The sequence below is a fragment of the Brevibacillus sp. SYP-B805 genome, from assembly GCF_011059135.1.
Taxonomy (GTDB): domain Bacteria; phylum Bacillota; class Bacilli; order Brevibacillales; family Brevibacillaceae; genus Brevibacillus_F.
This window is the reverse complement of record NZ_JAALGD010000003.1, coordinates 142,650-157,083: the sequence shown is the minus strand read 5'-3', so window position 1 is coordinate 157,083 and position 14,434 is coordinate 142,650. Positions and strand designations below refer to the sequence as shown.

General features: G+C 55.5%; 10 protein-coding genes. All 10 read left to right on the top strand.

The genetic code is table 11. The features are described 5' to 3' along the window. The first annotated feature begins 151 nt into the window (after positions 1-151). Positions 152-1,243 carry a branched-chain amino acid dehydrogenase gene (gene bcd / locus G3578_RS05730; RefSeq protein ID WP_165209852.1) on the top strand — a complete coding sequence of 364 codons (1,092 nt, stop codon included), beginning with the start codon at positions 152-154 and terminating at the stop codon, positions 1,241-1,243. 129 nt (positions 1,244-1,372) lie between these two features. Continuing rightward, positions 1,373-2,794, top strand: a complete 1,422-nt coding sequence (gene lpdA, locus G3578_RS05725; RefSeq protein WP_165209849.1) for a dihydrolipoyl dehydrogenase — start codon at positions 1,373-1,375, stop codon at positions 2,792-2,794. Positions 2,795-2,810: 16 nt separating this feature from the next. Continuing rightward, positions 2,811-3,812, top strand: a complete 1,002-nt coding sequence (locus G3578_RS05720; RefSeq protein WP_165209846.1) for a thiamine pyrophosphate-dependent dehydrogenase E1 component subunit alpha — start codon at positions 2,811-2,813, stop codon at positions 3,810-3,812. Positions 3,813-3,824: 12 nt separating this feature from the next. Beyond that, positions 3,825-4,808 carry an alpha-ketoacid dehydrogenase subunit beta gene (locus G3578_RS05715; protein WP_165209843.1) on the top strand — a complete coding sequence of 328 codons (984 nt, stop codon included), beginning with the start codon at positions 3,825-3,827 and terminating at the stop codon, positions 4,806-4,808. Positions 4,809-4,825: 17 nt separating this feature from the next. After that, positions 4,826-6,133: a dihydrolipoamide acetyltransferase family protein gene (locus tag G3578_RS05710; RefSeq protein WP_165209840.1), complete on the top strand. Its 1,308-nt coding sequence runs from the start codon at positions 4,826-4,828 to the stop codon at positions 6,131-6,133. 187 nt (positions 6,134-6,320) lie between these two features. Continuing rightward, a complete protein-coding gene (locus tag G3578_RS05705) occupies positions 6,321-7,028 on the top strand; it encodes a HipA family kinase (RefSeq protein WP_165209837.1) in 708 nt (235 codons plus the stop codon). A 143-nt stretch (positions 7,029-7,171) separates the two neighbouring features. Further along, the gene (locus G3578_RS05700) at positions 7,172-8,419 is read left to right on the top strand and encodes a hypothetical protein (protein WP_165209834.1); all 1,248 of its coding nucleotides are present in this window, start codon (positions 7,172-7,174) and stop codon (positions 8,417-8,419) included. A 306-nt stretch (positions 8,420-8,725) separates the two neighbouring features. After that, on the top strand, positions 8,726-9,991 hold the full coding sequence (locus tag G3578_RS05695) for a hypothetical protein (protein ID WP_165209831.1): 1,266 nt from the start codon (positions 8,726-8,728) through the stop codon (positions 9,989-9,991). Positions 9,992-10,385: 394 nt separating this feature from the next. After that, on the top strand, positions 10,386-12,497 hold the full coding sequence (locus G3578_RS05690) for a copper amine oxidase N-terminal domain-containing protein (protein WP_165209827.1): 2,112 nt from the start codon (positions 10,386-10,388) through the stop codon (positions 12,495-12,497). Positions 12,498-12,768: 271 nt separating this feature from the next. After that, positions 12,769-14,421, top strand: coding sequence for an acyl-CoA mutase large subunit family protein (locus G3578_RS05685; protein WP_165209824.1), 1,653 nt, complete (start codon positions 12,769-12,771; stop codon positions 14,419-14,421). Positions 14,422-14,434: the final 13 nt, after the last annotated feature.

The window sequence follows — 14,434 nt, the reverse complement described above, 5'->3', positions numbered from 1 at the left end:
GAAGAAATAAAGCGCTTTCATAACTGCCTCTCTTTGGCACATCTTTTGCATGGTTACATAGCGGCTGTTTTTCCAGCAAACCCTAGTAAGGCTGATGCATGGTAGCGTATTGCCATAACGTATCGCCACAATATACAGGAGGTTTTTATCCATGAAGATTTTCGATTACCTGCAGAAATATGATTATGAACAGCTGGTGTTTTGCCAGGATGAAAACTCCGGCCTCAAAGCGATCATTGCGATTCATGACACCACGCTCGGCCCGGCGCTGGGCGGTACGCGGATGTGGACATATCAATCGGAAGAAGACGCCATTATCGACGCGCTGCGGCTGGCCAGGGGCATGACCTACAAAAACGCCGCAGCCGGCCTGAATATCGGCGGCGGCAAAGCGGTGATCATCGGCGATCCGAAAAAAGACAAGAGCGAGGCCCTGTTCCGGGCGTTTGGCCGCTTCATCCAGGGTCTGAACGGCCGCTACATCACCGCCGAAGACGTGGGGACCACCGTGGCGGACATGGATTTGATCCATCTGGAAACCAACTATGTGACCGGGGTTTCCCCCGCATTCGGCTCAAGCGGCAATCCCTCCCCTGTCACTGCGTACGGAGTATACCGCGGGATGAAGGCGGCCGCCAAGGTGGCGTTTGGCAGCGATAACCTGTCGGGCAAGGTGGTCGCCGTCCAAGGCGTGGGCAACGTGGCCTACAACCTGTGCAAGCATCTGCATGAGGAAGGCGCACATCTGATCGTGACGGACATCAATGAAGAGAACATGAACCGGGCCGTGCAGGATTTCGGTGCGAAGGCGGTCGGTGTCCATGAGATTTTCAGCGTGGACTGCGATATTTTCGCTCCCTGTGCCCTTGGCGCCGTCATTAACGATGACACGATTCCGCTGCTGAAGGCGAAAGTGATCGCCGGTGCGGCCAACAACCAGTTGAAAGAAGACCGGCACGGCGACATCATCCATGAGATGGGGCTGATCTACGCCCCCGACTATGTGATCAATGCGGGCGGCGTGATCAATGTGGCCGACGAGCTGCAGGGCTACAACCGCGAACGTGCGCTGAAAAAGGTGGAAACCATCTATGATAACATCCTGCGGGTGTTCGAAATCGCCGAGCGGGACGGCATCCCGTCGTACAAAGCGGCCGACCGCATGGCGGAAGAGCGGATTGCGCGGGTCGCCAAATCGCGAAGCATGTTCCTGAAAGACGGAAAGTCCGTGTTAAGCAAGTGAAACATGGTATGATAGGCTAGTGGGGCAGTGCGCGGGTGCCTGGGCGACAATTCGCCCGGGCCTCCCCCTGTGCTCTGCATTTCTTGCGTGTTTGCAGTTCCCAGCTTGCTAGAAAAGGAGAATGGAACCATGTCCCAAGAGTTCGATCTCGTTGTCCTCGGAGGGGGGACAGGCGGATACGTGGCGGCGATTCGCGCGGCGCAACTCGGCATGAAGGTGGCCGTCGTCGAAAAGGATAAACTGGGGGGCACCTGCCTGCATCGCGGCTGCATCCCATCCAAAGCGCTGCTGAGGAGCGCCGAGGTGTACGCGACCCTGAAAGAAGGAGACAAATACGGCGTTCTTGCCGACAACATCGGCTACGATTTTGGCAAGGTACAGGCCCGCAAACAGGCGATCGTCGATCAACTGCACAAGGGTGTCCAATACCTGATGGGCAAAGGGAAAATCCAGGTGTTTCACGGGTTTGGCCGCGTGATGGGGCCTTCCATCTTCTCGCCGCAGGCGGGAGCGGTCCGGATCGAGAAGGAGAACGGCGATCAGGAGATTATCGTGCCCCGCTTTCTGCTGCTGGCAACTGGTTCGCGCCCGCGGACGCTGCCGGGTCTTGCGATCGACGGCGAATATGTGATCACCAGCGATGAAGCGCTGGAGCTGGCTTCCCTGCCTTCATCCATCATCATCGTGGGCGGCGGCGTCATCGGGATCGAATGGGCGTCTCTCCTGAATGACTTTGGGGTGCAGGTGACGGTGCTGGAATATGCGGACCGCATCCTGCCATTTGAGGATGAAGAGGTAAGCAAAGAGTTGGCCCGTCTGTTAAAGAGACGAAAAGTAAATATCGTGACGGGGGCCAAGGTGCTGCCCGACAGCGTTGCGAAGTCAGACGGTCAGGTAACGGTCCAAGCGGAAGTGAACGGGGAGGTGCAAAGCTTCTCGGCTGAGAAAATGCTGGTGTCCGTCGGCCGCCAAGCCAACGTGGAGAACCTGGGGCTAGAAGCGACGGAAGTAAAAGTGGAGCGCGGCGTCATCGTGGTCAACGAGCACTTCCAGACAGCTGAGCCGCACATCTACGCCATCGGCGATGTGATCGGCGGCCTGCAGCTCGCCCATGTTGCCTCCCATGAAGGGATACTCGCGGTCGAGCACATGGCGGGACTGCATCCCCATCCCATGGATTATACCAAGGTGCCGAAATGCACCTACAGCCGTCCGGAAGTGGCCAGCGTTGGCCTGACCGAGGCGGAGGCCAAAGAGCAAGGCTATGAAGTGAAAACGGGCAAATTCAGCTTCAAGCCATTGGGGAAAGCACTCGTACACGGGGAAAACGACGGGTTTGTCAAGCTGGTGGTGGATGGGAAGACAAACGATCTGCTGGGCGTGCACATGATCGGGCCGCATGTGACCGACATGATCTCCGAAGCCGGTTTGGCCCGTGTGCTGGACGCCACTCCCTGGGAGATTGCCCACACCATTCATCCGCATCCGACACTCGCGGAAGCGATCGCGGAAGCGGCGCTGGCGGTAGATGGCTTGGCGATTCATTCATAAAGTCCGAACGGGAGGAATGGCGATGACGACAACAAAACGTCACGAAGAAGCAGGTTTGACGGATCAGCAAGTGCTGGACATGTACTATTACATGCTGCTCGCCCGCAAGATCGATGAACGGCAATGGCTGCTGAACCGCGCGGGCAAGGTGCCCTTTGTCATCTCCTGCCAGGGTCAGGAGGCGGCCCAGGTGGGTGCCGCTTTCGCCCTGCAAAAAGGGCATGATTATCTCTGCCCGTATTATCGGGACCTCGGTCTCGTACTGGTTTTCGGGCAAACGGCCCGCGACTGCATGCTGTCCGCGTTTGCCAAGCCGGAGGATCCCAACAGCGGCGGCCGGCAGATGCCGGGGCATTTCGGCGGCAGGAAATGGAACATTCTCACAGGCTCGAGCCCGGTGACGACGCAGGTTCCGCACGCGGTGGGCATTGCGCTTGCCGGCAAGATGCAGAAGAAGGATTTTGTCGTGTACACCTCGTTTGGCGAAGGTTCCAGCAACCAGGGGGACTTCCACGAAGGGGCCAACTTCGCTGGAGTGCACAAGCTGCCGGTCATCTTCTTCTGTGAAAACAACAAGTACGCGATTTCCGTGCCCCTGAAGAAACAGCTGGCGTGCGAAAGCGTGGCGGATCGCGCCATCGGCTACGGTTTCAAAGGGGTGCGCGTGGACGGCAACGATCCGATTGAAGTCTACCGGGTGGTGAAAGAAGCGCGCGAACGCGGGCTGCGCGGCGAAGGGCCGACCTTGATCGAAGCGGTCATGTACCGTCTCGTGCCGCACTCCAGCGATGATGACGACCGCACCTACCGGACGCGTGAAGAAGTGGAAGAGGCCAAGAAGAAAGATCCGATCCTCCTCTTTGCCCAGTACTTGAAGGAGTGCGGGGTTATGGATGAAGCGCAGGAACAAGCCATAGCGGAACGCGTGCAGCAGGAAGTGGACGAAGCGACGGAATATGCGGAAAACGCGCCGTATGCGGCTCCGGAATCGGCGCTGCTGCATGTGTACGGCGAATAAGGGGGAACGATCATGGCAGTCATTTCATTTATCGATGCGGTTACCATGGCGATGCGGGAAGAGATGCGCCGCGATCCCAACGTGTTTGTGCTCGGCGAGGACGTCGGCGTGCGCGGCGGCGTATTCCGCGCGACCGCCGGTTTGATCGAGGAATTTGGAGAGGAGCGGGTGATCGATACGCCGCTCGCCGAATCGGCGATCGTCGGTGTGGCTATCGGTGCGGCAGCATACGGGATGCGTCCCATCGCGGAGATCCAGTTTGCCGACTTCATCATGCCCGCGGTGAATCAGATCGTCAGCGAAGCGGCCAAGATGCGCTACCGTTCCAACAACGACTGGCACTGCCCGTTAACCATCCGCGCACCGTTTGGCGGCGGGGTGCACGGTGCGCTCTATCACTCGCAATCCGTGGAGGCGATGTTCAACAGCACCCCGGGCCTGAAAATCGTGGCCCCCTCCACGCCTTACGATGCCAAGGGCTTGTTGAAAGCGGCCATCCGCGATAACGACCCGGTGCTCTTTTTCGAGCATAAGCGCTGCTATCGCCTGATCAAAGGGGAAGTGCCGGAGGACGATTATGTGCTGCCGATCGGCAAGGCGGACGTGAAGCGGGAAGGAACGGATATCACGGTCATCTCCTACGGCCTGACGCTTCATTTCGCGCTGCAGGCGGCGGAAAAACTGGCCCAGGAAGGCATCAGCGCGCATATCCTCGATCTGCGCACCCTCTACCCGCTGGACAAGGAAGCAATCGTGGAGGCGGCTTCCAAGACAGGCAAGGTGTTGATCATCCACGAGGATAACAAGGAAGGCGGCATCGGCGGAGAAGTGGCGGCGATTATTGCCGAACACTGCCTCTTTGACTTGGATGCGCCGATCAAGCGCCTGGCGGGTCCGGACATTCCGGCGATGCCGTACAGTCCGCCACTGGAGAAATTTTTCATGCTCAATCCTGACAAAGTGTATGAAGCCATGCGCGAGTTGGCGTACTTCTAATCGCAAGGAGGATACTCATGGCAACCAAAGTGCTGATGCCCCAGCTCGGGGAAAGCGTCACGGAAGGCACGATCACCAGGTGGCTGGTGAAAGTGGGCGATACCGTCAACAAATACGATCCGCTTGCGGAAGTATCCACGGACAAGGTGAATGCGGAAGTGCCGTCCACCGTGTCGGGGCGGGTCACGGAGATTGTCGTGGCCGAGGGGGAGACGGTGGCCGTCGGAACCCATATTCTTTCCATTGAGGAAAGCGGTTCGGCAGCGGCGGACGTACCGGCGGAAGCAAAAGAAGCGGCAGCGGCACCTGCTCCCGCCCCGGCGGCAGCCCAGGCTCCCGCCGCTCCCGCGCCTGCCGCAGCCGCTGGCGCCGCGAAACAACGCTATTCACCGGCCGTGATGCGTCTCGCCCAGGAACACGGGATTGATCTGGCCCGCGTGCAAGGAACAGGCGCAGAAGGGCGCGTCACGCGCAAAGATGTCTTGAAGTTCATTGAACAGGGAGGCGCGCAGGCCGAGCCGGTACAGCCGCAGGCCGCTTCCGTCCCACAGGCTGCTTCCGTCGCGCAGGCGGCTCCGGCTGCACCGTCGGCTCCCGCCCCAGCCTCCTTCGATATTCCGGTTGCGGCAGGCGATCAGGTCATTCCGGTGACCCCGGTGCGCAAAACGATCGCCGCCCGCATGGTGCAGAGCAAGCACGAAGCACCGCATGCCTGGACGATGGTGGAAGTGGATGTTACCAATCTGGTCAATTTCCGCAACCAGATCAAAGACGAGTTCAAGCGCAAAGAAGGCGTCAACCTCACCTTCCTGCCGTTTTTTATCAAGGCGGTCGTGGAAGCGCTCAAGGAATATCCGATGCTCAATTCCACCTGGGCGGGCGACAAGATTATCGTGAAGAAAAACGTGAACATCTCCATCGCGGTCGCCACCGAAGATGCGTTGTACGTTCCGGTGATCAAGGATGCCGACCAGAAATCGATCTACGGCCTGGCCAAGGCGATCGAGGATCTGGCCGCCCGCACCCGCGCAGGCAAGCTGACGGTGGATGACATGAGCGGCGGAACGTTTACCGTCAACAACACCGGTTCGTTCGGCTCCGTCCTGTCCATGCCGATCATCAATGCGCCGCAAGCGGCCATTCTCAGCGTGGAGGCAATCGTCAAGCGCCCGGTGGTGGTAAACGACATGATCGCCATCCGCTCCATGGTCAACCTCTGCCTCTCCCTGGATCACCGCGTGCTGGACGGCCTGATCTGCGGCCGTTTCCTCCAGAGCGTCAAACAGAAGCTCGAGAACATCGGTCCGGAAACCAAAATCTATTAAGTTAGCAGGAAAACCAAGGTCATTCTTCCCAGGACCTTGGTTTTTTGTCATTTTTTCGTCATACAATGATAATGGATACACGTTTCTCATCCGCTCGAAATTACAGGAAAGGGATGGTCGGGTCCTGCGGTTGCGATGGCGGTGGAAAGCGTTTTTGCGCAGAAAGGGAAGCCGGGTGGTCTGGTTGGTGGAAGATCAGCGCGGAAGGGAGGCGTATTTTCGGTTCACCCGTAAGAAAAGGCCAAAGCAGTACCGGCTGGCGGTTGCCTGCGAATACATCGCCCGCGCATTGGCCAACCGCTTGGGACTGCCTGCGGCAAAAGTACGCACAGCGGTATTGAAAGGGAAGCGCGGAAAAAATGTGTACGGCATCGTGTCATGGAAGATGCCGGCCCGGGAAGTCGTAACCTGGCGGATGGCGGGGGAGAACGTGCATGCCAATCCGGAGAAATATGTGAATCAGTTCGAACTGCTTCGGCAGGTGGTTGTGTTTGACACCTGGATCGCCAATGCCGATCGGGCGGCGGGCAACCTGATCCTCTACCGCAATGCGCCCACCGACAAATACAGCTGGTATTTGATCGATCATGAAAAGGCGTTTTATGGCGCGTTGGGGCTGCGCACACACGGACGGAACCGCCACCTGCCGAAGCAGACGCATTTTCGCTGTAAAGTGCCAAAGGGGTTGGCAGTCCATCTGAAGGCCGAACATTTTGCTCCCATGATCCAAAAAATCCGGAATCTGCCTGTTTCCGCCATTGACATGGCCATGCGAAGCGTTCCGCGCGGCTGCCTGAAACAAAGGGAAAAACGCATTCTTCGGCGCTTTCTCCTGCATCGGCGAAACATCTTGGTCGATCTGATGAGCACGAAAAATTTTTGCGGAATTGTGTGACAAAATATGGATTCAAACGTCTTATCTTTTAACCGGTATCAGACTTTCAGCCGGAAAAGCCTGTAGGAAATCCCTTCGTTGCACGTAGCATCATCGTCTGATAGCGGTTGCATCAGAAACATTTTACTCGTGAGGAGGTCATTATGAAAAAAAGGAATCCATGGCTGCCGGTTTTGTTTGCGCTCGCGCTGGTTATCGCGCAGTTCAGCCACCTCCCCGCCGCGCAGGCGATTTCGAAGATGAAGGCATCTGCTGACGATGATACCGCGGGGAAGGAAACGTCGTATACCATCGAATTCAGGCTGGACGAAGATTTCGACGATGGAGACCATATCTACATCGAATTTGACGACGATTTTGAGATTGACGAAGATTTGGACACGGACGATGTGGAGGTCGACGGGGATGAACCGGATGATGTCTATGTGGATGACAATGTGATCGAGATCGAAGTGGGCGAGGATTACGACGAGGATGACACCATCGAAGTGACGATCGACGGGATCACCAACCCGGATGACGAAGGTTCTTATAGGATCTGGGTTGAAACGGACAACGACGACGATAGGGATTACGATACCGTCAAGATCAGGGAAGATGATGATGACGCGGAAGAAAATGTGTTCACGGTGACGCCGACCAGTCCGGTTGAGGGCGATCAAGCCGGTTATATCTTTTCCTCCTTTGACCTGAAGAGCCGCAGCGATGATTTGGAAAGCGGGGAGGACGTGGAGATCACCTTCCCCTCTTCCTCGATGCTGCCCGATGAGAGAGATGTCGATACCGAGGATGTGACCATCAATGGCTACGATGTATCCAGAATCGATATCGCCAAAAACAGGGTAATTCTCGGCGTTCCGAGGCGTGCTGACGGCGACGACTTTTTGAAGATCGAGTTTTTCCGGGGATTCGGCATCACAAACCCGAAAAACGGCTCGAATTACACCATCACCGTGGAATACGACGGTTACGAGTATGAATCAAAGGCGTTTGCAATTCAGCCAGCCGTCGTCAGCAAGGACTTCCCGGTATCCCTCTCCAGCCACAAGGCGGGGGCGCACGCCAGCTATGCGTTCGAGGCAAGCTTTGGAAAGGATCAAATCAAGGCGGGCAGGCAGCTGAAGGTGGAGTTCCCCAGCGCCGACATGATCCCGGATTCGCTCAGCAGATTCAATATCACGATAAACGGCTTCCAGGCTAGGAACGTGAGTGTATCCGGCAGTACCGTTACCTTGACAGCGTCCAGCCGAGTGCCAAGCTCGCGCGTCGTCAAGGTGGTCTTCACCAGTGCCGCCAACCTGAAGAATCCGACAAATCCGGGAACCTATCAACTGAAGATGACGATGAGCGGCATCAAGATCACCTCCCGACCGTTCACCATCACACCATAACGGCAAAAAACCAGGACGACCGCCCCCTTATGCTCCCATGCGGCAGGCTGACAATGGCGCCTGCCAAAGAAAGGGGGCTTTTTTGTTTTTCCATCAGAGAGGAAATTTTTGGGCGGAAGGTGTAACGATTTTCCCATGATTTTCGTCTTAGTTATTGGAGAGCTATGAGATTTCCAGCTGAGAATTTCGTCAATTCTTGATAAAAAAAGAGAAATTCTTGCGAAAACATTCCCTCTATTCTCGTTTTATGGTAGTCTAATAGCTGGAAAAAAAGTCTAGTAAATTAGAAAAAAGTGGAGGTATTTTATGAAAAAAAAGAGCACATTGTTACCTGTACTATTTGCAACTGCTCTCAGTGCCACTCATTTCTCGTATGTGCCGGCCGCCCATGCCATCTCCGACGTAAGGGTGACGGCGGATGATTACAATCCGGGAGAGGAGACCGAGTATACCATTAAGTTTACCCTGGACGAGGATTTTGACGCCGGAGATACCATTTATGTGGAATTCGACAGCGACTTCGAGATTGATGATCTCGACACCAATGACGTGGAGGTTGACGGCGAGGAACCGGACGACGTCTATGTGGATGACAATGTCGTCGAGATCACGGTGGATGAAGATTACAGTGAGGGCGACACCATCAAGGTGACCATCGACGGCATCACCAACCCGGATGACGAGGACGATTACGATGTCTATGTCTACACGGATAATGACGACGATGATGATTACGATACCGTCACCATCGAAGAGGACGATGATGACGATGACGACGATGATGGGGATACCATCGATGATGCCTTTGACGTGTCGGTCATCAGTCCGTATGAAGGCGATATTTCCGGCTATCTGCTCAAAGAGTTTGATCTGGATCGCAAAAGCGATGAACTGAACGCGGGCGACCAAGTGGTCGTAACCTTCCCGAGCGCCGACATGCTGCCCGATGATGCGGATGTCGATAAAGAGGATGTGGCGATCAACGGCCATGATGTGAAAAATATCTCGATCTCGGGCAAAGAAGTCATCCTTGGCATTCCGAACAGCGCGGATGGCGACGATTTCCTGGAAATCGAATTCTTCAAGAGCTTCGGTATCGAAAATCCGGATCACGACACCGATTACACCGTCAAGGTCGAATACGATAACTACGAATATGTGTCCAAACCGTTTGAAATCAAAAAGCCGGTACAGAGCACGGATTTCCCGGTTTCGCTCTCCAGCTCCAAAGCGGGTGCCCGTTCCAGCTACACCTTTGAAGCAAACTTCGGCAGCAGCCAGATCAAAGCGGGCAAACAATTGAAAATTGAATTCCCGAGCGCCGATATGCTGCCGTCCTCGCTCTCCCGCTACAATATCACCATCAATGGCAAGCAGGTAAGAAGCGCCAAGGTATCCGGCAAAACCGTCACCTTGACTGCATCCACCACGCAGCAGGCATCGAGAAACGTGAAAGTGGTATTCTCCTACAATGCGAATCTCAAAAATCCGAAAACAGCCGGCAATTATACATTGAAAATGAGCTTGGACAGCAAGACGATCACTTCCAAGCCGTTTACCATTACCCAATAGGGATGGTACAAGCACGAAAACCAAGGTCCGCGATCGGCCTTGGTTTTCGTTGCACTTTCAGAAAGTTAATTTCGCTAACGCGTTAGAGGATGAAAGTATAAGAAAAACTTCGGCTTTCGCCATAAGGACCGGGCGACAAGCCGAGTTTTTCTAATCCACCGAAACGCTGCACCGCCTTGTCGAAAAATTTTGGGGTTTCGCCTGTAACCTTTTTCCTGGGCTCTGCGTCATAGTAAATGGGTACCTGTAATCTGCGGGTGATGGAAATGTTTCGCCAAAAACCGATCAATCTGGTGAAACACATGCGAAAACATTTCCTCGTTTCTCTATTTATGGTAGACTGAAATCATTCAAAAGATTTCTGCCAGTTAGACTGATAAGATGGGAGGATCATATGGAAAAGAAAAAGTTACTTCCGGTTGTACTCGCAGCCACCGTGATTTCCACACAGTTCGCCCTTGTTCCCCAAGCGTTTGCGATCAGTGATGTGAAGGTAACGGCCGATGATTACGATACGGAACAAGATGATGTAGAATACAAGGTGAAATTCACCCTAGATGAACCACTCGACTCCGGGCAGAAGTTTTACATCAATTTTGACAGCGACTTTGATTTGAGCGAAGTAGATGAAGATGATGTAGATGTCGATGTGGAATACAGAAGCATTACGGTTGACGACGATGCGAATGAAATCATCGTCAAGGTGGATGAGGATCTGGACGAAGGAGACACCATCAAGGTTACCATTCCGGGTGTAATCAATCCGGAAGATGACGACGATTATGATGTTACCGTCTATACCGACAATGATGACGATGATGAGGAGTACGATACGGTTACCATCGGCGACGGCAGTGACAGCAGTAGCGACGGCGATTACTCCGTTGACCTAAGCGATGAGACGGAAGGGGCCAATTCCAGCTACGACCTGGATCAGTTCGACCTTGACAGCGACAGCGACGATTTGCAAGAAGGAGAATGGGTAACGGTCACCTTCCCGGATGCCGACATGCTGCCGGACGAAGATGATGTGGACACGGAAGACGTGGAGATCAACGGCTACGAAGTGGATGACATCCGTATTGACGACGACGAAGTGGAATTGAAAATTCCGGAGGATGTGGATGGCGACGATTACCTGGAAATCTCCTTCTCCGAGGACTTCGGCATTACCAACCCGGACGCCGGCGATTACACCATCACCGTCACCTATGACGGAGTGGACTACGAGTCCGACGAGTTCACCATCGACGAAGATTCCAGCTCGAGTGCAAGCTCCGACTTCTCTGTCTCCCTGTCTGACACGGCGGCAGGTGCCCGCTCCAGCTACAGCTTCGAGGCGGACTTCGGGAGCAAGAAGCTTCATGGCGGCGATGATGTGATCGTGGAATTCCCGTCTTCCGACATGATCCCGGGCATTCTTACCGCCTCGGATGTGACCGTAAACGGCAAACCGGCGAAGAGAATCTACAAATCGGGCAACAAGGTATGGGTGACGGCTTCGGACAGCATGGCTTCCAGCAGCAATGTCGAAGTGGAGTTTTCCTACTCGGCGTGGATCACCAACCCGAAAACGCCGGGCAGCTATGACCTGAAGATGACGGTGGATGGCAAGACCATCACTTCCAGGAAGTTCACCATCACCAATGTGGTCGCACCGGCACCGACGCCGACACCGGCGCCAGTTCCGGCTACGCCTGTCGACAACAGCACGTCAACCGTCTCCTTGACCAGACCGTATTTGTGGGCGGCAACCGGCATTAACATCGGCATTAACGGCGTGAACGTGCCGCTCGTCAAAGGGCAGGATTTCCTGACTGTCGTGGTTCCGGCCGGCTTCAAGGTACCGCCGTACATCGCGCCTGCCAATGTAACCGTGAACGGCATTCCGGCCAGCTACGTATCGGTGCTCGGCAATAACATTGCGATTTATCCCGCGCAGGATATTCCGGCCGGCACTAGGGTGAATGTGGTCATCAATCAGGCTGCCAACATCGTGACGGCAGGTCAAAAAACCATCTACACGTTCGGCGTATACAGCTCGAAAGAAAAAGGCATCCTGTTTGCCCGTCCGGTGGGAATCGGCGGCGCGGTCGTGCCGTCCACGCCAACGCCTTCTACCGGTACGACACTGCCGGCGAATGCGGCGAGCATCAAACTCAATGTTGCCAATTTCACCAAGGGAGGCAAGACCTTCCCGCTGACAGCCGCTCCTTATCTGGCAAACGGCAGCACCACCATGGTACCGGCCCAGTTCTTTAAAGATGGATTGGCATTGACGACCCAGTGGAACAACAGCACCGTGGCCATTATCAGCGGCACCAATGTGATTCGTCTCACGGTGGGTTCCAACAAGGCCCGTGTGGGAGTAACGGAGGCAACCTTGCCAGCCGCTGTCGTATTGAAAAACGGCATGCCGATGGTTCCGCTCAGATTCATCACCGATCGGTTGGGTTACAAAGTGGTTTGGGACGCGAAAACAGCCAGCATCGGCGTATATAAATAAGGAAACAGCAAAATCCCCCTCCGGCGCGAGGGGGATTTTGCTGCTGTTCGTCAATCAAGCGTTAAGGATGAAACGTAAATACCGTCGGAAGAATCAAGGCCAGGACCAACAGCAAAATCAGAATTTTTGCCACGGTCGATTGTTTCATCATGCAACCTCCTTGAAAACGTGCAAAAGAAAGAGAAATGGCGCGTGTGAAAATGGGCGCTGCTGTGCTAGAATGGTATCCAGAGTGTATGCGTTGAACCGCTACAAGAAGGAGTGTGTTCGTTTGGCTAAAGAAGATTTTACCCAACTCTATCAGCAGTGGCAACAACAGTTGGCCGAACGGTTGGCCAAAGCCCCCGAGCGCAAGTCTCGCTTTGCCACCTCATCCGATATAGAGGTAGCCCCCCTTTATCTGCCAAAAGAAATTGATGACGCTTACATGGAAAAGGTTGGACTGCCGGGCGAATATCCCTATACTCGCGGCGTGCAGCCCAATATGTACCGGGGACGTTTGTGGACGATGCGGCAGTACGCCGGATTCGGCTCGGCCGAGGAGACCAACCGACGTTTCCGTTATCTGCTGGAGCAGGGACAGACCGGGTTAAGCGTTGCGTTTGACCTGCCTACCCAGATCGGCTACGATTCCGACGATCCGATGGCGGCGGGCGAAGTAGGCAAAGTCGGGGTAGCGATCGATTCCCTCGAGGATATGGAGATCCTGCTGGAAGGCATTCCGCTGGATCGGGTCAGCACTTCGATGACGATCAACGCTCCTGCTGCCGTGCTCCTGGCCATGTACATCGCCGTGGGAGAAAAGCAGGGGGTGCCTTCGGAGAAGCTGTCCGGCACGATCCAAAATGATATTTTGAAAGAGTATATTGCGAGAGGGACCTATATATTCCCACCGAAACCTTCCATGCGGTTGATCACCGATATTTTTGCCTACTGCGCCGAGCATGTGCCGAAATGGAACACCATCAGCATCAGCGGGTATCACATCCGGGAAGCGGGGTCCACTGCCGTGCAGGAAGTGGCGTTTACGCTGGCGGACGGTATCGCCTATGTGGAAGCAGCGCTGCAGGCCGGCTTGGATATCGACCGCTTTGCCCCGCAATTGTCGTTCTTCTTTAACGGCCACAACAACTTCTTTGAAGAGATCGCCAAATTCCGGGCAGCCCGCCGCATGTGGGCGCGGCTGATGCGGGAGCGGTACGGCGCGAAGAATCCGAAGTCGTGGCAGTTCCGCGTGCATACGCAGACCGGCGGCTCCACCCTGACCGCCCAGCAGCCGGACAACAACATCGTCCGCGTCACCATCCAGGCGCTGGCGGCCGTCCTGGGCGGCACGCAGAGCTTGCACACCAACTCGCGCGACGAAGCCCTGGCACTGCCGACGGAGGAGTCGGCGCGCATCGCCCTGCGGACCCAGCAGATCATTGCGTACGAAAGCGGCGTGACCGATACCGTTGACCCGCTCGCCGGTTCCTACTATGTGGAGTACCTGACCGATCAGATTGAGTACAAAGCGCTTGCATACCTGGAGAAGATCGAAAAAATGGGCGGAGCGGTGGCTGCCGTGGAAGCCGGCTACATGCAGCGGGAGATTCACAAGCAGGCATACGAAACGCAGCGGCGGATCGAAAGCGGGGAGGAACTGGTCGTCGGCATGAACTGCTTCAAGCTGGAAAACGAACCCCAGCCGGAACTGCTGCGCGTCGATCCCACCCTTGGCCGCAAGCAGAAAGAGAGGCTGGATGCGCTGCGGGCTCGGCGTGACCGGGAGCGTGTCGAGCAAACGCTCAATCGCCTGAAGCAAGGGGCGGAAGGCAGCGAAAACCTGATGCCGCTCATCCTGGACTGCGTGCGCAGCTATGCGACGATCGGAGAGATTTGCGGCGTGCTCCGGCAGGTGTTCGGAGAGTATCGGCCCGTGTAGAGCATGGCATGTT